The sequence below is a fragment of the Mesorhizobium sp. M1342 genome, assembly GCF_040317955.1.
Taxonomy (GTDB): Bacteria; Pseudomonadota; Alphaproteobacteria; order Rhizobiales; family Rhizobiaceae; genus Mesorhizobium.
Genome location: NZ_JAMYLI010000007.1, coordinates 108,541 through 129,743, shown reverse-complemented (window position 1 = coordinate 129,743; position 21,203 = coordinate 108,541). Strand labels below are relative to the sequence as shown.

General features: G+C 64.3%; 19 protein-coding genes and 1 pseudogene. 15 read left to right on the top strand and 5 right to left on the bottom strand.

What is annotated here, in order from left to right:
• The 9 genes and pseudogenes from NKH06_RS09340 (at nt 1) to curA (ending at nt 9,430) form a co-directional block, all read left to right on the top strand.
• On the top strand, nt 1-1,002 hold the full coding sequence (locus NKH06_RS09340) for an ABC transporter permease (RefSeq protein ID WP_128302599.1): 1,002 nt from the start codon (nt 1-3) through the stop codon (nt 1,000-1,002).
• Nucleotides 996-1,787 carry an ABC transporter ATP-binding protein gene (locus NKH06_RS09335; protein ID WP_023809075.1) on the top strand — a complete coding sequence of 264 codons (792 nt, stop codon included), beginning with the start codon at nt 996-998 and terminating at the stop codon, nt 1,785-1,787. The genes NKH06_RS09340 and NKH06_RS09335 overlap by 7 nt, the downstream gene beginning before the upstream one ends.
• The gene (locus tag NKH06_RS09330; RefSeq protein ID WP_023809074.1) at nt 1,784-2,122 is read left to right on the top strand and encodes a hypothetical protein; all 339 of its coding nucleotides are present in this window, start codon (nt 1,784-1,786) and stop codon (nt 2,120-2,122) included. Before NKH06_RS09335 ends, NKH06_RS09330 begins: the two co-directional genes overlap by 4 nt.
• A gap of 2 nt (nt 2,123-2,124) precedes the next feature.
• Nucleotides 2,125-3,144 (top strand): isopenicillin N synthase family dioxygenase, encoded by a 1,020-nt coding sequence (locus NKH06_RS09325; RefSeq protein ID WP_128302598.1) that lies wholly within the window; start codon nt 2,125-2,127, stop codon nt 3,142-3,144.
• 445 nt (nt 3,145-3,589) lie between these two features.
• Nucleotides 3,590-4,612, top strand: coding sequence for an amino acid ABC transporter substrate-binding protein (locus tag NKH06_RS09320; RefSeq protein WP_127293017.1), 1,023 nt, complete (start codon nt 3,590-3,592; stop codon nt 4,610-4,612).
• Between the two features lie 58 nt (nt 4,613-4,670).
• Nucleotides 4,671-5,819, top strand: a complete 1,149-nt coding sequence (locus tag NKH06_RS09315; protein WP_352440726.1) for an amino acid ABC transporter permease — start codon at nt 4,671-4,673, stop codon at nt 5,817-5,819.
• Nucleotides 5,816-6,898, top strand: coding sequence for an amino acid ABC transporter permease (locus NKH06_RS09310; RefSeq protein WP_032908639.1), 1,083 nt, complete (start codon nt 5,816-5,818; stop codon nt 6,896-6,898). Before NKH06_RS09315 ends, NKH06_RS09310 begins: the two co-directional genes overlap by 4 nt.
• A 166-nt stretch (nt 6,899-7,064) precedes the next feature.
• Nucleotides 7,065-8,386, top strand: a pseudogene (locus NKH06_RS09305) (LLM class flavin-dependent oxidoreductase).
• Between the two features lie 24 nt (nt 8,387-8,410).
• Entirely contained in the window at nt 8,411-9,430 is a 1,020-nt protein-coding gene (curA, locus tag NKH06_RS09300) for an NADPH-dependent curcumin/dihydrocurcumin reductase (RefSeq protein ID WP_352440724.1), read from the top strand.
• Between the two features lie 169 nt (nt 9,431-9,599).
• Here curA and NKH06_RS09295 read toward each other — a convergent pair whose 3' ends face one another.
• From NKH06_RS09295 to NKH06_RS09275, 5 genes are read right to left on the bottom strand one after another with little or no spacing between them, the layout of a single operon-like run.
• On the bottom strand, nt 9,600-10,916 hold the full coding sequence (locus NKH06_RS09295) for an aspartate aminotransferase family protein (protein WP_352440723.1): 1,317 nt from the start codon (nt 10,914-10,916) through the stop codon (nt 9,600-9,602).
• A complete protein-coding gene (locus NKH06_RS09290) occupies nt 10,913-11,680 on the bottom strand; it encodes an N-formylglutamate amidohydrolase (protein ID WP_352440722.1) in 768 nt (255 codons plus the stop codon). Before NKH06_RS09290 ends, NKH06_RS09295 begins: the two co-directional genes overlap by 4 nt.
• Nucleotides 11,680-13,002 carry a type I glutamate--ammonia ligase gene (locus tag NKH06_RS09285; RefSeq protein ID WP_352440721.1) on the bottom strand — a complete coding sequence of 441 codons (1,323 nt, stop codon included), beginning with the start codon at nt 13,000-13,002 and terminating at the stop codon, nt 11,680-11,682. Before NKH06_RS09285 ends, NKH06_RS09290 begins: the two co-directional genes overlap by 1 nt.
• Entirely contained in the window at nt 12,999-13,646 is a 648-nt protein-coding gene (locus NKH06_RS09280) for a cysteine hydrolase family protein (RefSeq protein WP_023809063.1), read from the bottom strand. The genes NKH06_RS09285 and NKH06_RS09280 overlap by 4 nt, the downstream gene beginning before the upstream one ends.
• On the bottom strand, nt 13,643-14,581 hold the full coding sequence (locus tag NKH06_RS09275) for a MurR/RpiR family transcriptional regulator (protein WP_023809062.1): 939 nt from the start codon (nt 14,579-14,581) through the stop codon (nt 13,643-13,645). Before NKH06_RS09275 ends, NKH06_RS09280 begins: the two co-directional genes overlap by 4 nt.
• 145 nt (nt 14,582-14,726) lie before the next feature.
• Here NKH06_RS09275 and NKH06_RS09270 point away from each other — a divergent pair, with 145 nt between their 5' ends.
• The 6 genes from NKH06_RS09270 to NKH06_RS09245 are packed head-to-tail and all read left to right on the top strand — an operon-like array spanning nt 14,727 to nt 21,190.
• Nucleotides 14,727-15,893 carry an NAD(P)/FAD-dependent oxidoreductase gene (locus NKH06_RS09270; RefSeq protein ID WP_023809061.1) on the top strand — a complete coding sequence of 389 codons (1,167 nt, stop codon included), beginning with the start codon at nt 14,727-14,729 and terminating at the stop codon, nt 15,891-15,893.
• A 14-nt stretch (nt 15,894-15,907) separates the two neighbouring features.
• A complete protein-coding gene (locus NKH06_RS09265; protein WP_245486042.1) occupies nt 15,908-17,749 on the top strand; it encodes a branched-chain amino acid ABC transporter ATP-binding protein/permease in 1,842 nt (613 codons plus the stop codon).
• A gap of 44 nt (nt 17,750-17,793) precedes the next feature.
• Nucleotides 17,794-18,960, top strand: coding sequence for an ABC transporter substrate-binding protein (locus NKH06_RS09260; protein ID WP_023809059.1), 1,167 nt, complete (start codon nt 17,794-17,796; stop codon nt 18,958-18,960).
• Nucleotides 18,961-18,964: 4 nt separating this feature from the next.
• Complete coding sequence (locus tag NKH06_RS09255) at nt 18,965-19,669, top strand: ABC transporter ATP-binding protein (RefSeq protein ID WP_023809058.1); 705 nt, start codon at nt 18,965-18,967, stop codon at nt 19,667-19,669.
• A 5-nt stretch (nt 19,670-19,674) separates the two neighbouring features.
• Complete coding sequence (locus NKH06_RS09250) at nt 19,675-20,556, top strand: branched-chain amino acid ABC transporter permease (RefSeq protein ID WP_027035600.1); 882 nt, start codon at nt 19,675-19,677, stop codon at nt 20,554-20,556.
• 4 nt (nt 20,557-20,560) lie between these two features.
• On the top strand, nt 20,561-21,190 hold the full coding sequence (locus NKH06_RS09245; protein WP_352866080.1) for an FMN-binding negative transcriptional regulator: 630 nt from the start codon (nt 20,561-20,563) through the stop codon (nt 21,188-21,190).
• Nucleotides 21,191-21,203 lie beyond the last annotated feature (13 nt).

The following is a 21,203-nucleotide window of genomic DNA, read 5'->3' as shown; positions in this document are numbered from 1 at the left end:
ATGAGCGCAGCGATCGACGAGGACGCAGGCGAAAAGAGTGTTTCTTCCGCTTCTGCCGGGCCGGTGTGGAAGCACGGGCTCTATGCCGCCTCGGCTTGGCTGCTCGCTGCCATTGTCACGATTGCCTTCCCCGATGTCGTTCCGTGGGGTAGCCGCGATGTCTTCGTCGCCCTGCTGGTCGCCGGAGCGATGATCCTGGCCGGTCTTGCATTCAGCGTCGAAAAGCTTGGCGGATTTGGCCGCGGGCTGATGCACTACGGTCCATGGCTGATTGTGCTGGGCCTTTGGTTCGCGGTCTGGGAGTTGATCACCGCCAAGCTCGGCTGGATGCCGAAACCATTCTTCACGCCGCCGCACGGCCTCCTGCATGTCTATATCGTCGACTGGCAACGCATCCTCATCTGCATCGCTTACACCGCGCGGCTGTGGACCATCGGCTTCTTCAGCGGCATCATTGTCGGCTTCATCGGCGGCGTGGCGCTAGGCTGGTCCAAAAACTTCGCCTATTGGGGCATGCCGGTGCTGAAGCTGATCGGCCCCGTGCCGGCGAGCGCCTGGATCCCGGCAACCTTCTTCCTGTTCCCGACGACGTTCCAGGCGAGCCTGTTCCTGGTCGCGCTTGCATCCGGCATACCGGTCGCGATCCTGACCGCGTCGGGCGTCAACTCGGTCAACCGCTCCTTCTACGACGTGGCGCGTACGCTTGGCGCCAGCAGCCGCTATCTGGTTCTTCGCGTGGCGATACCGGCCGCTCTGCCGCATGTCTTCGTCGGCCTGTTCATGGGGCTGTATTATTCCTTTGCCGTGCTGGTGGTCGCCGAAATGCTCGGCGCGAAATACGGTCTGGGCTGGTATCTGCAGTTCCAGACGGCCTATTCGGCCTACGCCAACGTCTACGCGATGCTGATCGTCATGGCATTGCTCTGCTCGGGTCTGGTCAAGCTGCTGTTCGTCGCGCGCGACCGGCTGCTCGGTTGGCAGAAGGGTGTCGTACAATGGTAGCCTTCGGCACCACTCGCGTCGCGGTCGATAACTCTGCCGGTCTTTCCGTCGACTTTCACGGCGTCTCGCATCAGTACGATCTGGATGGGCAACCCTTGCCGGTGCTGCGCCAGATCGACCTGGCCGTGGCGCCAGGCGAGTTCGTGGCGCTGCTCGGTCCATCCGGCTGCGGCAAGTCGACCCTGCTGCGGCTGGCGGCAGGGCTGGAACGGCCAAGCAGCGGTGAGGTGCTGGCAAACGGGACAATCGTCGCCAGACCGGATCCGTCGCGCGTCCTGGTGTTTCAGGACCCGACGCTGTTTCCGTGGCGGACCGTTCGCGACAATGTCGCCATCGGGCCGGAAGCGCGCGGCGTCCTGCCTGGCAGTCAGAAGCGGATCGATGGTGCGCTTCGCCTGGTCAAGCTCGAGGCTTTCGCCTCCGCCTTTCCGCACCAGCTGTCCGGCGGCATGGCGCAACGCGCCGCGCTGGCGCGTGCCCTGATCAACGACCCGCGCCTGCTGTTGCTCGATGAGCCGCTGGGCCGGCTGGACTCACTCACCCGGCTGACCATGCAGGAGGAGCTTTTGGCGCTCTGGCGGCAGGCCGAATACACGGTCATTCTGGTCACCCACGATGTCGAAGAGGCGCTGCTGTTGTCCGGGCGCGTCATCGTGCTGACCGAGCGCCCGGCACGCATCAAGGCCGAGGTCGCGGTCGATCTGCCCTACCCCCGTCGGCGTGACGATCCGCGCATCGTAGCCCAACGCCAGCACATCCTCGAGATTCTCGGGTTCTCGGCATGACCGAAAATACGTCGGCATCGGTCAGAAAACTGTTTTCGCCGCGCTGGCTGGAAGCGGCGGGAATTGTCCTGACGCTCATTGCTCTCGTCTGGTGGGCGATCGTCTACGCACAGGTCATGTCGAACACCGGATTTCCAATCGAGCGCACCCTGCCATGTCTGCTGCAGACGTCTGACCGCTGCTCGCTTGCCATGTCGTTGTGCAAGACTTGGCATTTCCTCGGCATCCGGCGCTATTCGCCCGAACTGTTGTGGGCCGGAGCGATCATTTCCAGCTTCGCGCTTCTGTGGGGGAGCTTCATGCAAAATCCAAAGCAGAAAAAAGAAGGAACCTGACCATGCCCAGAATTGTGCCGGTGCTCGATCTGAGCCGTCTCGAACAAGGTGCCTCCGAATATCGTACCTTTCTCCTGGACCTGCGCACGGCGGCGCGAGACGTTGGCTTCTTCTATCTCAGCGGCCACGGAATTTCCGCCTCGGAGATCGACGACGTGCTGGATGCCTCGCGCCGGTTCTTCGCGCTGCCGGAGGCCGACAAGCTGGCGATCGAAATGGTCAAATCCCAGCAGTTCCGCGGCTACACCCGCGCCGGCGGCGAACTGACCAGGGGCGCGGCCGATTGGCGTGAGCAACTCGATTTAGGCGTCGAGCGCCAGCCCATAGCGCAGGGACCTGGAATTGCACCATGGACAAGGTTGCAGGGACCGAACCAGTGGCCGTCTGCACTGCCGGAACTCAAGCCGGCACTGCTTGCATGGCAGGCCAAGGCGACCGCGGTGGCGATTCGGCTGTTGAAAGCTTTCGCACTATCGCTCGATCAGCCCGAGGACGCCTTCGACGCGATCTACCGGGACTCGCCCAATCATCGCATGAAGATCGTGCGTTATCCCGGCCGTGACGCGACCGAAGGCGACCAGGGCGTCGGCGCGCACAAGGATGGCGGTTTCCTGACACTGCTGCTGCAGGACGACAACAAGGGGCTGCAGGTCGAATATGACGGAAGCTGGGTGAATGTGGATCCGCTGGCGGGAACGCTGGTCGTCAACATCGGCGAACTGCTCGAACTGGCATCGAATGGATATCTGCGGGCCACCGTGCACCGCGTCGTGACGCCGCCTGCCGGCGTCGAGCGGATTTCTGTCCCCTTCTTCTTCAGCGCGCGGCTCGATGCGACCATCCCGCTTCTCGGCCTTTCCGAGGAACTGGCGGCGCAGGCGCGCGGACCGGCAAGCGATCCCGACAACCCGTTGTTCCGCGATGTCGGAACCAACGTGCTCAAAAGCCGGCTGCGTTCACATCCCGACGTGGCACGCCGCCACTACGCTGATCTCCTCCAGACCGGAACCGCGGGCTCGTAACGGCTGCTGAGCACGAATTTTTGCTCATTTGTATATTTTTGGAATTCCATTCGTCGCCAAGTAACCAAAATAGGCTCAAACAGGTAAAATCGTTCGGCGGTTTCCTCCCATTCCGCTGAACGGTGTTCCCCTCTGAAGGTTTAACCTTCTTTTGGCCGGGCCGTATTCGAGCCCGGCCATTTTTTTGTCCCGGGATATTCTTCTTCAGCCGCGCTGGAACGTGTCTTTCGCGAGGGAACACATTCGGGAACGGTGCAGGTTCGCATTCGCCGCCAATGGGCATTTTCGAAGCAATCTGCTTTCCGGACAGGCAGAAAATTGGATTGCCGTTCCTTAGTCTACAAAAATTATAGAGTTAACTTCGGGGCAGTCGAACAGAGCGGGGGACGTTCCGCGATCGGCTGACAACAATGAACCTCAGGAGTTGACTGACATGACGATTGCAATGCGGCTTGGCGCCGGTTGGAGGACGGCACTGGCGACGACGCTGGTGGTGGCGGCGGGATTGTTTTCGACCGCGACCTATGCGGGCCCGACGCTCGACAAGATCAAGGAGCGTGGCTCCATCAAGGTCGGTGTCGGCACGACACCCGGTTTCTTCTCGCCGGACAGCAACGGTCGCTGGCAAGGCTTCTTCGCCGACTATGGACGCGCCCTGGCGATCACTGTCTTTGGCGACCCGGACAAGGTGGAGTTCACCAACTCTTCGCCGCAGCAGCGCCTGCCGGCGCTCCAGGCCGGTGAGTTCGACATTCTGCTGTCGGGCGTGACGGTAACGATCACGCGTGCCTTCCAGCTCGGCTTCCATTTCGGTCCGACGGTTTTCTACGACGGCCAGGGCATCCTTGTGCGCAAGGACCTCGGCGTCACCAAGGCTGCCGACCTGGACGGTGCCACGATCGGCGTTCAGAGCGGTACGACCGGCGAGTTGAACATCGCCGATTTCTTCCGCAAGACCGGCAAGAAGTTCACACCGGTGACGATCGAGGATACCGGCGAATTCATCAACGCACTGGAGACAGGGCGCGTCGACGCCATCACGCAGGACTCGTCCGATCTCGTTGGCAAGCGCACCCAGCTGAAGAAGCCCGATGACTACATTATCCTGCCCGAGCGGCTGTCGAAGGAGCCGCTCGCACCGGCAATCGCCGGTGGCGACGACCGCTGGCTCGAAATCGTCAACTGGACGGTCAACGCAACCATCCAGGCCGAGGAATGGGGCATCACCAGCAAGAATGTCGACGAGTTCCTGAAATCGCCGGATCCGGCCATCCAGCGCTTTCTCGGCGTAGACCCGTCGCTCGCCCAGGCGATCGGCCTCGATCCGAAATGGGCCTATAATATCGTCAAGACCGTCGGCAATTACGGCGAAATCTATGACCGGAACCTGAAACCGCTCGGTTGGGAGCGCGGCTACAACAGCCTGTGGACCAACGGTGGTCTGCTGTACTCACCGCCGTTCCGCTGAGACCCTTCAGCCAATGTCATTGACGGACGAAACCGTGCCGGGTCCAGACGGACCCGGCATGTTACGCAAGTTGTCCAGGTGGTGGGGCGACTGGCCGCTGACCCAGATCGCGGTGATCGCGGCTGTCATCGCCCTGTTCTGGCTGCTCGGCCACAACACCGCCGCGACCATGGCGCGCATCGGCATCACGCCGGGGTTCGACTTCCTCGGCAGGCCGGCGAATTTCGAGATCGGCGAGGCGCCGATCGCCTTCAGGGCGGGCGACCCCTATGCGCGCGCGATCCTGGCCGGTCTTCTGAACACGCTGACGGTGGCAGCGCTTGGATGTCTGCTCGCCACGATCCTCGGCGTTGCTCTCGGTGTTGCCGGCCTCTCAGGCAATCTGTTGCTGGCCGCGCTCGTGCGCTGGTATGTCGAGATCGTCCGCAACACGCCGCTTCTGCTTCAGCTGTTCTTCTGGATTTCGCTGGCAAAATCGTTTCCCTCGCCACGCCAGGCGCTCTCGGTCTTCGGCAGTTTCTTCCTCACCAACCGGGGCGTGTTCGTTCCCGGGCTCGCCTTTCATGGTGTGTCGGCGCCGACGCTCTGGCTGCTTGTCGGCCTCGCCTTGGCCTATATGGCTTTCCTTTGGAGGGCGCGGCGCGAGGGCAGCTTGCCTGCCAGGCGGCTGGGCATCGCAACCGCGGGGCTGCTGGCTGGCGTTGTGCTGACCTTTCCTCTAACCGGAGCCGGTGCGAGTTGGGAGATACCGGCGCTGGCTGGCTTCAACATTCGCAGCGGCTACAATCTGACGCCGGAATTCACGGCACTGTTGACGGGCCTGGTGGTCAAGTTTTCGGCGGCAATCGCCGAGATCGTGCGAGCCGGCATCCAGTCGGTCGACCGTGGCCAATGGGAAGCGTCCCGGGCGCTTGGCCTGCACAGCGGCCAGATCATGCGGCTCGTCGTGCTGCCGCAGGCCTTGCGCGTCATCACGCCGCTGACAACTTCCAGCTACCTGGACCTGACCAAGGATTCCAGCCTTGCGGTTGCCATCGGCTACCCTGATCTCGTCAGCATCATCAACACCACCGCCAACACGACCGGGCAGTCGCTGGAAGCGCTGACACTGCTGATAGGCATCTATCTGGCGATCAACCTGTCCGTATCGGCCGCCATGAACCACTACAACCGGCGTGTCGCTCTCAGAGGAATTGCGAGGACATGAGCATCTCCGACGCTGTTTACCTACGACCGTGGCGATCGTCGGCAACGCTGCGGACGTTGAAGATCGGGCTTTTCGGCACCCCGCTCAATTCAGTCATCACCCTGGTTACGGTGGCGTTGCTGGGCTGGATCGTACCGCCACTGCTGCGCTGGGGCGTATTCGACGCGACATGGACCGGAACCTCAGCCGACTGTGCACTCGCCAACGGCGCATGCTGGGCGTTCGTGGGGGCGAAATTCCGCTTCATCCTGTTCGCCTTCTATCCGCCGGCGCTGCAATGGCGCCCGCTCGTCGTCATGGTGCTGCTGCTGGGGCTCCTCGTCATCACCGCTCAGCCGCGATTTTGGCGCAAGGGATTGCTCGTCGCCTGGCCTGTCGTCGTCGTCGCCAGCTGGATCTTGATGTCCGGCACGCTGGTGCCTCCCGCCGTCCCATCGAACCAGTGGGGCGGGCTGGCCGTGACGCTGTTCGTATGGTCGGTCTGCTTCGGACTGGCGACGCCGCTGGCGATCCTGCTCGCCCTGGCGCGGCGTTCCGGCATGGGCGGCCTGCGCACGCTTGCGATCGCCTTTATCGAACTGATGCGTGGCACGCCGATGGTGGCCATCCTCTATGTGGCGATGCTCATCCTGCCAATGGCCATTCCGAATGGCCAGCTGATCGACAAGAATGTCCGGGCGATGATCATGATCACGCTGTTCTGGTCGGCCTATGTCGCCGAGGTCGTTCGTGCCGGCCTCCAGGCAATACCGGCGGGCCAGCACGAGGCCGCGACCGCGCTTGGCCTCGGCTATTGGCGCACGATGCAGCTCGTTGTCCTGCCGCAGGCGCTGCGTCTGGTCATTCCCGGCATGGTCAATCTGGCGATCGGCTTCCTGCTGGCGACATCGCTGCTTGCCGTCATCGGCATTTTCGACCTGCTCAATGCGGCCCGATCCTCGGCGGCCGATCCGCAGTGGCTCGGCTACTACGACGAGGCTTATCTGTTCGCTGCGCTGATCTATTTCGTGCTGTGCTTCGGCGGCTCACGCTACAGCCTCTGGCTGGAGACATATCTGCGCCGGTCGCAGCGACACTGAGCCCATAAAGCTCGCCGGCGGAGCGCTGTGCCATTTTGCGCTGGCGGCGGGGAAGCGAATGCTGCGGAAGCGCGTGGCGGGGGAACGCAATACCTTCCCCGTGCCTTGATGGAGGTCGATCCTCGTCGAGATTTGTTCAATCTCCAACGTCCGAGATATCCGCCACATGACACGAAAACAATTGCGCCTCGGCGCCTTCATGCGCCCCGTCAGTCTGCACACCGGCGCCTGGCGTTACCCGGGCGCCTATCCCGATGCCAATTTCAATTTCGCGCATCTGAAACGCTTCGCCCAGACGCTGGAGGCGGCGAAATTCGACGCGTTCTTCCTGGCCGACCATCTGGCCGTTCTCAACATGCCGATCGAGGCGCTGCGGCGCAGCCACACTGTCACGTCGTTCGAGCCATTCACGCTGCTGTCGGCGCTCGCCGCCGTCACCGACCATATCGGGCTGGTCGCTACCGCATCGACGACGTTCGACGCGCCCTATCATGTTGCCCGCCGCTTCGCCTCGCTGGACCATATCAGCGGCGGACGCGCCGGCTGGAACATCGTCACCACGTCCAACCCTGACGCGGCGCTGAACTTCGGCCTCGACGAGCATGTCGAGCATGATGAGCGTTATCGGCGGGCACGGGAATTCTACGATGTCGTCACCGGCCTGTGGGACAGCTTCGCCGACGATGCATTCATCCGCGACGCCGAAAGCGGGCTCTATTTCGACCCCGCAAAGCTGCATGTGCTTGACCATAAGGCGAGCATCTTTCGGTGCGCGGTCCGCTCAACATCTCGCGGCCTATCCAAGGCTGGCCGGTCATCGTCCAGGCCGGCGCCTCGGAGGCGGGGCGACAGCTGGCTGCCGAAACGGCGGAAGTCATTTTCGCCGCCCATGCCGATCTCGCCTCGGGGCAGCGTTTCTTCGCCAACGTCAAAGGCCGTGCGGAGAAACTTGGCCGCTCGCGCGACGACATCAAAATCCTGCCCGGTGCCTTTGTCGTGGTCGGCGACAGCGTCGAGGACGCGCAGGCCAAACGGGCTAAGCTCGACAGCCTCGTCTATTACGAGAGCGGCATCGCCTCGCTGTCGATCGCGATCGGACATGATGCGTCCGGTTTTGATCCCGACGCGCCCTTGCCCGAAATCCCCGAGACCAATGCCTCGAAGAGTGGCCGCGAGCGCGTCATCGAACTGGCGCGCGAGGAGAACCTGACCGTTAGGCAGCTTGCGCAAAGGCTGGGCGGCTATTCCGGGCTTGCTTTTGTCGGCACGCCTGAAACAATCGCCGACGAGATGGAGGAATGGCTGGTTGCCGAGGGCTCCGACGGGTTCAACATCATGTTTCCCTACCTGCCGGCAGGGCTCGATGATTTTGCCGAGAAAGTGGTGCCGGAATTGCAACGGCGAGGCATCTTCAGGCGGCAATATGAGGGGTCGACACTGCGCGAGAATCTCGGCCTGAAGCGGCCGCCCAACCGGTTTTTCGAGTAGAACATCCTTCGCGGAGAGGTCTCCATGTCAATCCAGTCCAACACCCGCATCGTGCTCGCGGCGCGACCGCAAGGCCGGCCGAAGCCGGATCATTTCCGCATCGAGACGGTTGACCTTGACCAGCCGGGAGAGGGCGAACTGCTGTTGCAGATCCTTTATCTGTCGCTCGATCCCTATATGCGCGGTCGTATGAACGCCACCAAATCCTATGCCAGGCCGGTCGATGTCGACGGTGTGATGGAGGGCGGCACCGTCGCGCGTGTGATGATCTCTCGCCATCCGGAATTTGCTGAAGGCGACATCGTCCTGTCCCACTCCGGATGGCAGAGTTTTGCATTGTCCGACGGTGTTGGGCTGCGCAAGCTCGATCCCGCGGCGGCGCCCATCACGACCGCACTGGGTGTGCTCGGAATGCCGGGCTTCACCGCCTATGCCGGTCTGCTCACCATCGGACAGCCGAAGCTTGGCGAAACGGTCGTCGTGGCGGCCGCCAGCGGTGCGGTCGGGTCGGCCGTCGGCCAGATCGCGCGCATCAAGGGAGCGCGTGCCGTCGGCATTGCCGGCGGTGCCGAAAAGTGCGCCTTCGTGCGAGACGAGCTGGGCTTTGACGCGGTCGTCGATCACCGGGCCGACGATTTTGCAGAGCAGTTGAAGGCAGCTTGCCCCGGCGGCATCGACATCTATTTCGAGAATGTCGGCGGTCCTGTCTGGGACGCGGTGTTTCCGCTGTTGAACGAGTTTGCGCGTGTGCCGGTCTGCGGGCTGATCGCGCAGTACAACGTCATCGCGGATGCCGGCACCGACCGGTTGCCGACATTGATGCAGCAAGTGCTGCACCGCAGCCTGACGATCAGGGGTTTCATCCAGCGCGAATTTGTCGACCAGCGCCCGGCCTTCTACCGCGAGATGGCCGACTGGATAGCATCCGGCCGGGTTCGATACAGGGAAGATATCGTGGATGGCATCGAAAATGCGCCACAGGCCTTTCTTGGCCTTCTCGAAGGCAGGAATTTCGGCAAGCTGATCGTGCGTATCGCGGAATAGTTGCTGCGCAACAATCAGTCGGGGCTGCCTCGAGCAATTTCAGGAAAAGTGTGAAACGCTTTTCCGTCCGGATTGCGTAAAAACAAGGAGTTAGAGCGGGTCGCCGTTTCCGTGAAACGGTGAACTGCTCTAGGCAATTTCTGCCGCAGCCGTGGCCGCGCCTTTCTGTTCACCACATCATGAAGGAGGCGACGTCCGCGTCCGAGACCTCGCCGGCGTTGACGTCGGCGATCGCCTGGTCGACGATCGCCACGCCCTCCGCCACTTCGTCTTCCGTCAGCGTCAGCGGTGGCATGAACTCCAGCACATTGGCCTTCAACCCGACATAGGTGAAGGCTGCACCCAGCTCATAGCCGCGATAGATGATCTTGGCCGTGGTCGCCGCCGCAACCGGCTCACGTGTCGTGCGGCCCTTGACCAGTTCGACGCCGATGGCAAGGCCGCGCCCGCGCACATCACCGATGATCTCATGCCTGGCGGCAAGGGCTCGCAGCGCGTCGGAAAACAGCATGCCGATCCGCGCCGAGCGCTCGACCAGGCCGTCCGTCTCGATCGTCTTCAGCACCGCGTTGCCGGCCGATGTCGCCACCGGATTGCCGGCGGTTGTCTGCAGCGCGAAGGCCGGCGCATGGTCCATGATCTCCTTAGGGCCGATCACGGCCGACAACGGCAAGCCACCGCCGATGCCTTTGCCGAAGACGACGAGGTCCGGCGTCAGTCCTTCATGCTGGAAGCAGTGCATCATGCCGCTGCGAGCGAGCCCGACCTTGACCTCGTCGACGACAATCTTGATGCCGTGCCTGCGGCAACGCTCCTGCAATGCCTTGAGAAAGCCAGGCGGCGGCACGATCAGCCCGCCATCCGACATCAACGGCTCGATGAACACCGCCGCGACCTGATGCGGCGGGCAGGTGGTCTCGAACTGGTAGTCGAGCAGCGCAAGCACGTCGTCGCTGCTGAAATTCGGTCGGAACGGATCGGGATAAGGCAGCAGAAGCACGCCCGGCCGGGGTAGCGTGTGGGTCATGGCGGTATGGCCGCTGATGCCCATCGAGCCGGAGAGATTTCCGTGATAGGAGCCGATGAACGAGATGAAGCGCGAACGGCCGGTGGCCGCCTGCAGCACGCGCACCGCGCAGTCGTTGGCATCCGACCCGGAATGGCCGAACCAGACGCGCCGTTCGCCTTCTCCGGGCGTAATCGCCAGCAGCCGCTCCGCCAGCGATACGGCGGGCTCGTTCGGGTAGAGCAGCAGGCTGGCGCCGGCCATGTCGCGGATCGACGTCTCGACCGCTTCGACGATGGCCGGATGGCCGTAGCCGAGCACCGCCGGACCGGCCGATCCCGAAAGGTCGAGCAAGGAGCGGCCGTCTTCCTCGATCAGCCGGTTGCCCCGGCCGCCGATGACGCTGAGCGGCGAGAAACGCAGCTTGCCGATCTGGGCGATGGTCGCGGCGTCACGTTCGCGCAAGCTGAGATTGCTCACGACACTTTCTCCGCCTTCTGTGCCGGCAGTGCCGCCGCCAGCCGGTCCGCCCATTCCTCGATGCCGCGCCGTGTCGACAAAAGGTCCTGCCGGATCTCGATGAGGACGGCGGCGATGCCGCGATCATCGCCATGGATGGGCACGGCGTAGTCGGCGTCACGGCTGATCACATAGGGCACGTTGGCCGCGACATTGAGCCCGGCGTCGGTGCGCAGGCCCGAAAGGATCGCTTCGGCGAGATCTCTTGCTTGGTCGTGCAGCACGCCGGCATGCCAGGGTCTGCTGACACCGAGGAAGACCGGCGTGAAGGAATGGATCGTCACGATCCGCGTCCGCCGGCCTGCCTGTGCCCGGCAGTCGAGATGCGCGGTCACCCGGTCATGAAACGGCGAAAAGATGATCTCGGCACGCCGGGTCCGCTCCGTCGCGTCGATGCCGACATTGCCGGGAATGCCGGTATCTTCCGACAGCACCGGAATGCTGCCCTGGGTATTGAGCGGCCGGTTGAGGTCGATCAGCAGCCGGGAGTAGCCGCTGAGGAAAGCTGGTGAATCGAGCTTCGCGGACAGCAGGCGGGTCACCTCGGCGGCGCCGATATCCCAGGCGATGTGGCGCTGCAGATGATTGGCATCGAGGCCGAGCTGTCGATACTCGGCCGGCATGTGGTTGGAGGCATGCTCGCACAACAGCACGATATCGGAACGGCCGTGCTCGTTGAGGACCTCGACGGCCTCCGGCCAATCTTTTTCGGTCCGTGCGGTCATCAATAGAGCGTCCGGTAGAGATCGCAGATGGAGGCCGGATCGAGACCGGCAAGACGCTCGGCTTCATGTCGTTTGAGGCCGACGAAAGTGTCGATGAAGACAGGCGCGAACCATCCCGTCACGGTGCCGTCGGCCAGCAACGCGTCCAGTGCCGCGGGCAGGGTTTCGGGCAGGCGCACTAGACCGAGACTTGCGCGCTCCGCCTCGCTCATCAGCGTCGGGTCGCCGGTGACCAAAGGTGGCGACGGCAGGCCCGCCTTCAGCCCTTCCAGCCCGGCGCGGATAATCGCCGCCAGCGACAGATAGGGATTGCCGGTGGCGTCCGCCGCCCGGTACTCGATATTGTACTGCCGCGCCGGATCGCGCCCCCCCATCGTCACTGTCGGGCAGATGCGCAGCGACGCCTCGCGGTCGCGGTCGGCGAGCCAGGTATAGGACGAACTCCAGCTGTGCGGCTTCAGCCGGTAGAAGGACGACACGCTCGACGCCGTCATCGCGGTCATTCCAGGCAGATGGCGCAGCACGCCGGCACAGAAGGCGCCGGCTTTGGCGGAAAGGCCGCCCGCCAGTGCCGGATCGTATGTCACCGGCTTGCCGGCCTCGTCGACGAAGCTGAAATGGATGTGGACGCCGTTGCCGACGGCAGTTGGCGCGGTTTTGGGCGCGAAGCTCGCACGCCAGCCGGCATTGCGCGCCAGTTCGCGCGTGATTTCGCGGATGGCGACGGCGCGGTCGGCTGCCGTCAGCGCGTCCGCCGGCTCGTGCGTCACCTCGAACTGCTCGTCGCCGAATTCGGCGATGACCACTTCGGGTGCGACGCCGGCCTCCTCCAGCGCCGCCATCAGGTTGGGCGCGAAGGGGTCGGTTCGCCTGAGCGCGGCGAAAGACATCGAATGCGCCGGCGCGAAGCCGCCGTCGGCGACGTTGAATTCATGCTCGAAGGCGGCGATGACCGACAGGCCGGTCGCGGCTTTCAAATCGGCCGACGCCTCTTTGAGCATCGTGCGGGTGCAGCCGAGCCATGGGCTGCCGTCGAGCTCGACGATGTCGCCGGCGACCATGTCGAACGGCGTCGCCGATCCGGTGCGTGTCGTGCGAAAGCGCGCCTTGAGATCGGGGATCAGCCGCAGGTCGCCCGACGAGCCCCAGGGGTTGGGATCGACGATCGAGTTGAACGGCGTCAGCGACAGATTGGCCTGCAGCCAGCCGACCCCGGTCGTGGCGGTCTTCTGCAACTTGCTTTCGGCAACGAAACGGCCCCGCGTGACGGCGGAGAGATCCGTGGTGACGACGGCAACCAGAGGCTCGACGGTCGATGTCATGCCGGTTTTCCTAAAGCGTTGAAGCGGTCGACGACCGTGTCGGTGTCGGCCACCCAGCAGTAGCCGCCGAAGGCCTTGAGCGCGATGTCGTGGCGTTCCTGGGTGATGGTGGCGCAAGCATCCGATACGCAGGTGACGAGATAGCCGCGGTCGGCGCCGTCGCGCACCGCCATGTCGACGCATTGATCGGTCAGCACGCCGACCACGACGAGATAGCGGATGCCGAGGTTCTTGAGGAGATAGTCGACATTGGTCGAATTGAAGATGCCCGACGACGTTTTCGGCAGCATGATCTCGTCGCCAACCGGCGCCAGCGATGCCACCGGCAGTCCCTCGGGGAGGCTGGGTGCAATATGGATCGGCGTCAGCTTGTGGTCGAGCGAGCGGTCGCGGCCGTCTTCGGTCAGGCTCTGGATGATGGTGTGCAGCACCTCGACGCCATTGGCCCGCGCCGCGGCCAGCAGGCGCTCCTGGTTGGGGATCGTCCGCGAGGATGTCTGCCGGTAGAAATAGTGATCGGGGCCACGCTCCGGATGCGACGGATCGGCGCCCGGCTCCAGCCAGATGCGCTGCATGTCGACGAGCAGCAGTGCCGTTTCGCCGGCACGGAAGGCTTCGTCTCGTTTGGGTAGGGCCTGGGTCATGCTTTGTCGTCCTGCTTTGCTGATTTGGGTCCCGGCGTCTTGCGGGGTCCGGGTATCTTGCGCGCGCCGTTCTCTTGCGGGTCGCTGTCGAGCGTCACGGCATTGGCATGTCGCACCCTTTCGAGCCGCTCGATGCGGGCGCGGGCCTCGTCGCCCAGCGTCGAAACGATATGGGCGACCAGCGCCTCCATCTGGGCGATCGCCGGCGCCAGCGTGTCGTAGGGCGAGGCGACTTCGAGCGGGCTGACGATGGTGACTTCGGCGAGATCTGATATCGGCGACAGCCATTGGTCGGTGAACAGGACGATGCGCACATTGAGCGCCGCCGCTTGGCTCGCATAGGCCATCACATCAAGCTGATAGCGGCGATAGTCGAACACGACGAGCACGTCGCGGCGGTCGAGGTCGGCGAGCGTGTCGAAGGTCTGCGGGGAGAGCACACCAAGATCGCGAACCCCGGAGCGAAACTGCACGAGATAGCCGGCCAGCATGCCGGCGATGTGGCGGCTGAACCGGCCGCCAACCAGCACGACCTCGCCCTTGACCTCCATCAGCAGGCGGGCCGCCCGTTCGTATGTCTGGATGGGTGTCGCGGCGGTGGCTTTCTGCAAGGCCGTGGTGACGCTATCGAGATAGGCCAGCACGGCGCTGTCGTTGGAACCGCTCTGCCGCTTGGCCTCCATCATCAGCAGCGGCGAGTGCAGTCTTGCCTCGACTTCGGCCAGAAGCTTCGCCTGGAAATCCGGAAACCCTTCATAGCCGAGTTTTACGACCAGCCTCACCACGGTCGGATCGCTGACGCCAGCGCGCCGCGCAAGCGACGAAGCGGTGCCGAGGCCGGAGGTCGGATAGTCCGTCAACAGCAGCCGGACGATCTTCTCTTCCGACGGCGTCAGCGCAAGATCCCCGCGCATCAGAACATCGCGTATCGCCATGGGCCTCCCCGAAATCCATGTTCTCTTGTTTTGTCGAGTTTATTACAGAGATTTAAATCTTGGTCAACAATGAAGAGATGTTGACATTGTGTGATCGCTGGCCCTACCTTGTCGGAAAGCAGCCAAGAGACTGTGGGGAACAGCCATGCGAAACGGAAGCGACGTCATCGTCGTCGGTGCCGGTATTGTCGGATCGAGCGCCGCCTATCATCTGGCCAAGGCCGGTGTGAAGGTCACGTTGGTCGAGCAGACCCACCCCGCCGGCGGCCCGTCGGGCAAATCGTCGGCGCTGCTGCACGCCTTCTACCTGATGCCGGAACTGTCGCAGCTGTCCATCCGTGGCCGAGAGATCCTGGTGTCGCTGCCGGAAATCGCGGGCGAAGGATCCTTTGTCACCGAAATCGGCATGATGTGGGTCTGCGGCAACGACAACAAGGTGAGTTGGACGGCGGCAGCCGAACGCATCCGCGGCGAGGGCGCGCGCATCGAGACATTGTCGCCGCAGGCCTTTGCCGACGCGGCACCCGGCTTTGTCCTGGACAATGTCGCAATGGCGCTGTGGGAGCCGGAATATGGCTACGCCGATGCCTTCGGCGCCACCAACGCCATCGCCCGTGCCGCCCGCGCCAACGGTGCTGGGATCATGCAGAACACGTTGGTCGAGAGCCTCCAGCGGCAGGGCGACCGCATCACCGGCGTCACCTTGACCGATGGAACGGTGCTGGAAGCCGGTACCGTCGTCCTGGCCGCCGGGCCATGGACGCGCCGGCTGCTGGCGACAGTGGGCCTCGATCTGCCGCTGCATGTCGAGCGCCATCCGATGGCCGTGCTGGACGCTGCCGGCAAGGCAAGGCAGGTCATGCCGTTCGCCTGGTGCGACGACATTTCCTGCAACTATGCACGGCCCGACAATGACGGCGTCATCCTGGCCGGCACCTGGGCCGGCGGCGGCACCGGCCTGCGCCATGAGCATGCAGGCCGTCCGCGCCTTGTCGAAAATCCCGACAACTACATGGAAGGTGTCGAGGAAGCTGAATCGGTCGAGATCCTGGAGACCTTCGCCACCCGCTTGCCGGCCATGGCCGAACTTGGCATCCGCCCCGGCTATGCCGGGCTCTACGACATGAGCCCCGACGATCTGCCTGTCATCGGCGCCATGCCTGGGGTCGAAGGGCTGGTCGTTTCTGCCGGATCCTCCGGCCACGGCTTTAAGACCGGTCCAGCCGTCGGCGAGGCCGTGGCCAGGCTGGTCACCGAGGGAGCACAGCCGATCCTGGCGCCGTTTTCGCCCGATCGCTTCAGGGCCGCGTGATGGCGTCGCCGACGATGAGCGAGAGCAACTCACGCGGCCTCATGCCGGCCGCGTTTCGCAACGCCACCGCCGATGCCCTGTGCATGGTCGCGGTGCTGCTGCTGGTGGCGCTTGCCGCCTTTGTCTTCGGCAGCGCCGCCATGCAACGTGTGGTCACCTATGCAGCGATCATGCTGACGGCGGTGCTTGGCCTGCAGATATTCTCCGGCAACAGCGGCATCGTCTCGTTCGGCCAGGCCGCCTTTGTCGGCCTCGGCGCCTACGCTACGGGCATCCTCACCATGCCGACCGCATTGCAGCGAACGGCGCTGCGCGACCTGCCGCAATTCCTCGCAGGCCATCAACTCTCCTTTGTCGCGGCGCTGGCCGTCGTCCTTGCTCTCGCGGTCATCGTCGGCCTGTTGACCGGCACGCCGCTGCTCAGGCTTTCCGGATCGAGCGCTTCGATCGCAACGCTTGCCATGCTGATCATCGTCTACACGCTGCTGGTCGCCGGACGCGAAATCACCCGCGGCAGCCAGCCATTTTACGGCGTGCCGCGCGAGGTCGGGCTGTGGACGGCTGCCGCTGTCGCTTCGGTGGCGCTGGTGGCGGCGAGGTTGTTTCGCGAAACCTCCTTCGGCCTTGCCACCCGCGCCGCCGCCAATGACGAGCGTGGTGCGGCCGCCGTCGGCGTCGACCAGCGCACGGCGCGTCTGGCCGCCTGGGTGGCGGGCGTCGTCGCCGCCATGGCCGCCGGCGCCATGATGGCGCAATTCCTTGGCGCGTTTTCGCCGCGCGATTTCTATTTCGACCTCGGCTTCACCATGCTCGCCATGCTGATCGTCGGCGGCATGACCTCGTCGCTCGGCGCTTTCGCCGGCGTCATCGTCACCATCGTTTTGGTCGAAGTGGTGCGCCGCTTCGAGGGCGGCGGCGAGGTGCTCGGCCTGCATCTGCCTGTCCTGTTCGGCTTGACCCAGGGCGTGCTGGCCATCGCCATGATCCTGGTCATCTGGCGACGCCCGACCGGTCTGTTCGGCGAGCGTGAGCTCAACCTTTTGCGCCGGCCGGGACGCCAGGCCGTGACGGCTTCGGCGGCACCTCCGCAGCATGTCGAGAGTGACCGGCTCACCGCCGACCATCTGTCGCGCCGCTATGCCGGCGTCGTTGCCGTCGATGACGTCAGTTTGAGCTTCGGGACAGACAGCATCACCGGCATTATCGGTCCCAATGGCGCCGGCAAGACCACGCTGCTCAACATGCTGGCCGGTGATGTCCAGCCAAGCACCGGCACGGTGTCTGTCGGCGGCGCGGTGCGGCAGGCTTCGGCCTTTCGCTTCGCCCGCTCCGGCGTTGCCCGCACCTTCCAGAACATCCGCGTTTTTCCGCACATGACGGTGCTCGAAAATGTCGTTGTCGCAGCACGCCAGGTGGAACCTGATCTCGGCCATGCCGAGGCGGCGGCGATGAGCGAGCTTGCGCGCATGGGGCTGGAGAGATTTGCCGATCAGCCGGCCGCCAGGCTTGCCTATGGCCAGCGCCGCCGGCTCGAAGTGGCACGCGCCCTGGTGTTGAGGCCACGCTTCCTGCTGCTCGACGAGCCGGCCGCCGGCATGAACGCCGTCGAGACCGCCGAACTGGTCTCGATTCTATCGACGGTTCGCGCGGAGCGCCGCATCGGCGTCGTGCTGATCGAACACGACATGCGGCTGGTGATGAATTTGTGCGAGCGCATCGTCGTCATCGATCATGGCCGCGTCATCGCTGACGGCACGCCCGGCGACGTCCAGAAGAACCCCGCCGTGATCGCCGCCTATCTCGGCAGCCGCACGGCGCGTGCCAAGACCGCAACAGCTGAAAACCAGACCGCATGACCTGCAACGACAACCAATCATAAAAATCCAGAAGGAGAACCGACATGCCAAGCCTCTATCGCCTCCATCGCGCCGCCCTGTGCGCTGCCGTGTTCGGCATCGCCGCCATTTCGACGGCCAGCGCCGAGGAGATCATCATCGGTGCCGCGACCGCGCAGACCGGCGGCCTTGCCCCTTACGACCAGCCGGCACTTGCCGGCCTGCGCATGTCGCTCGACGAACTCAACGCCAAGGGCGGGCTCGGCGGCAAATACACCGTCAAGCTTTTGATCAAGGACACGCGCTCCGATACCGCGCAGACCGCCACCGTCGCCCAGGAGCTGATCGACGCCGGCGCCAAGATCATGATCACGCCGTGCGATGCCGATCCCTCGATTTCCGCCGGCCAGCTCACCCAGCCGCTCGGCATTCCGACCCTGACGCTGTGCGGCTCCGCCCCGGTGCTGACCGGCGCGGTCGGCGACGTCATGTTCGGCACCTATCCGGCCGACAATGTGCAGGCGACGGCGGTCGCCGACTTTGCCGTCTCCGAAGGCAAGAAGAAGGTGTTCCTGCTGACCTCGCCGGACTCCACCTACACCGCCAATCTGCCGGAATATTTCGGCAAAGTGTTCGAGAAGAAGGGCGGCGCCATTGTCGGCCGCGGCACCTTCAGCATGGGCCAGCCCGACTTTTCCGCCGAGATCACCAACATCAAGGGCCTGGCCGACAAGCCCGACCTGATCATGACGGCGGCCTACGAGCCGGATTTCCCGGCCTTCATCCAGCAATTGCGCGGCGCCGGCGTCACCATCCCGGTCTATGGCGCCGATGCCATCGGCACGCCGACCATCAAGGCGCTCGGCAAGCTGGTCGACGGCGTCGTCTACACCGCGGCCGGCTATGCCGAGCCGGGCAGCAAGCTAGAGGCCTTCAACGCCGCCTTCACCAAATATGCCGGCCACGCACCGGAATCGACCTATGAGGTCAATGGCTACGAGATCGGCCTGATCCTCGACCAGGCGGTCAAGACGGCCGGCTCCGACGACCCGAAGGCGATCCGCGACGCCATCGCCGGCCTCAAGGATTTCGAAGGCATCACCGGCAAGATCACCTATGCCGGCACCGATCGCATGCCGTTGCGGCCAGTGGCGCTGATGCGCTACGAGGGCGGCGAGGGCAAGCATGTCCAGACACTGATCCCCGACGCTGCCGACGTTCCCGCGCCGTGATGTCATGCTGAGCGTCGAAGCCCTGAAAATCCGGTACGGCGAGGTCGAGGCGGTGCGCCGCGTCGACCTCACCGTCGGCAGCGGCGAGATCATCGCGCTGGTCGGCGCCAACGGCGCCGGCAAGAGCTCGACGCTCGGCGCCGTCGCCGGGCTGGTGCCGGCGGCATCCGGCAAGGTGGTCTTCGACGGTGTCGACATCACCGGCCTGGCGCCGGAGGCGATAGCCCGCAAGGGCGTCGCGCTGGTTCCCGAAGGCCGCCGTATCTTCGCCAGCCTGACGGTGGCCGACAATCTGCGTCTCGGCGGCGCGGTGCATCAGCCGGCGGCCGAGGCAAGGCTGCGCGAGGAGGAGATGCTGGAGTTGTTCCCGATCCTGCGCCGCTACCATCGCGTCAAGGGCGGCAATCTGTCGGGCGGCGAACAGCAGATGCTGGCCATCGCCCGCGCGCTGATGGGCAAGCCGCGCATGATCCTGCTCGACGAGCCCTCGCTCGGCCTTGCCCCGCAACTGATCGACACCGTCTTCGACCTGATCGCCGAACTGCGCCGCAAGGGCCTGACCATCCTTCTGGTCGAACAGAATGTGGCGCTGGCGCTCGAAATCGCCGACCGCGCCGTCGTGCTCGCCAATGGCGAAGTGGTGCTGGCCGGCACGGCAAAAGAACTCGCCTCCTCGGACCTCGTCCGCCAGGCCTATTTGGGAGCTTGAGAAGCATGATCGCGCAGCAGATCATCAATGCGGTGAGCCTCGGCGGCGTCTATGCGCTGCTGGCGCTCGGGCTGGCGATCGTCTTTTCCATCGTCGGCCTCATCAACTTCGCCCATGGCGAGCTGATGACGCTGTCGGGCTACGCGCTTCTGGCCTCGCTGGTGCTCGGCTTTCCCTTCCCGGTAGCCGTGCTTGTCGCCGTCTCCTGCGGCGCGCTCGCCGCTGTCGCCATGGAGCGTATCGCCTTCAGGCCGATGCGCGGCGCCAGCGTCACCAGCCTGCTGTTGACCAGCTTTGCCGTCTCCAGCCTGTTGAAGGTCGTATTCCAGAACGGCATTTCGGCGCGGCCGCAAGCTGTCGCCATGCCCGGTTGGATGACCGGCGCCTTCTCCTTCGGCGATTTCACCATCGGCGTCGGTCCCAGCATCTCCATCGTCGTCTCCGCACTGGCGCTGATTGCGCTGGAAGTCTTCCTTCGCCGCTCGGTGACCGGCACGGCGATGCGCGCCGCGGCGGAAGATTTCGACGTCGTGCGCCTGATGGGCATTCCGGCCAGCCGCATCATCGCCACCGCCTTCCTGCTCTCCGGCCTGCTTGCCGGGCTGGCGGCCATGCTGTGGGTGGCGCAGCGTGCCTCAGTCGATCCGCTGATGGGCTTTACGCCGGTGCTGAAGGCCTTCATCGCCGCCGTCGTCGGCGGGCTCGGCAGCTTGCCCGGTGCTGTCGCCGGCGGTTTTCTGCTCGGCATCATCGAGGTTTTGTTGCAGGCGACGCTTCCGGGAGCGATCGCGCCCTACCGCGATGCCATCGTGCTGTCGGGGGTCATCGCGGTACTGCTGGTTCGCCCGCAAGGCCTGATCCCGGCGGTTCGCGCTCAGCGAAGCTGACCTGATGTATACCAAGCCTGAATTTGCGCCGCTGTCGTCGGACGAGGTGTTCGGCCTGATCGAGGCTGCGGCCTTCGCGACGGTGGTGACAGCGGGACCGCAGGGCCTTGTCGTCTCGCATCTTCCCTTCGTGCTCGATCGCGCGCGTGGTGAAAACGGAACGCTGGTCTCGCATCTCGCCAGGGCCAATCCGCACAGCACCTTGATCAGCGAAGGCTGGGAGACGGTCGCTATCTTCCACGGCCCACATGGCTACATCTCGCCGTCCTGGTATCCGCGCAACCCGGTGCGCGACAGCGCGCCGACCTGGAATTTTGCTGTCGTGCATTGCCATGGGCATCCGGTTCCGCTCGACGATCATGCCACCGCCCGGCATCTCTTGCAGCTTGTCGACGTGCTGGAGAAAGATCGCGAGGATCGCTGGCGCATGCGCGAGCTCGGCCCTGGCGGCATGGAGCGGCGCATACCTGGTGTCATAGGGTTTGACCTGCCGATCGATCGGCTCGAGGCCAAGTTCAAGATGGGTCAGGATGAGCGCCTCTACGACACAGGCGGAGCCATCAGGGCGCTGGAGCAAAATGACCCTGCGCTGGCAACGATGATGAAGACGCACAACGCGCATCGCCAGGACTGACCGGCTGCATGCG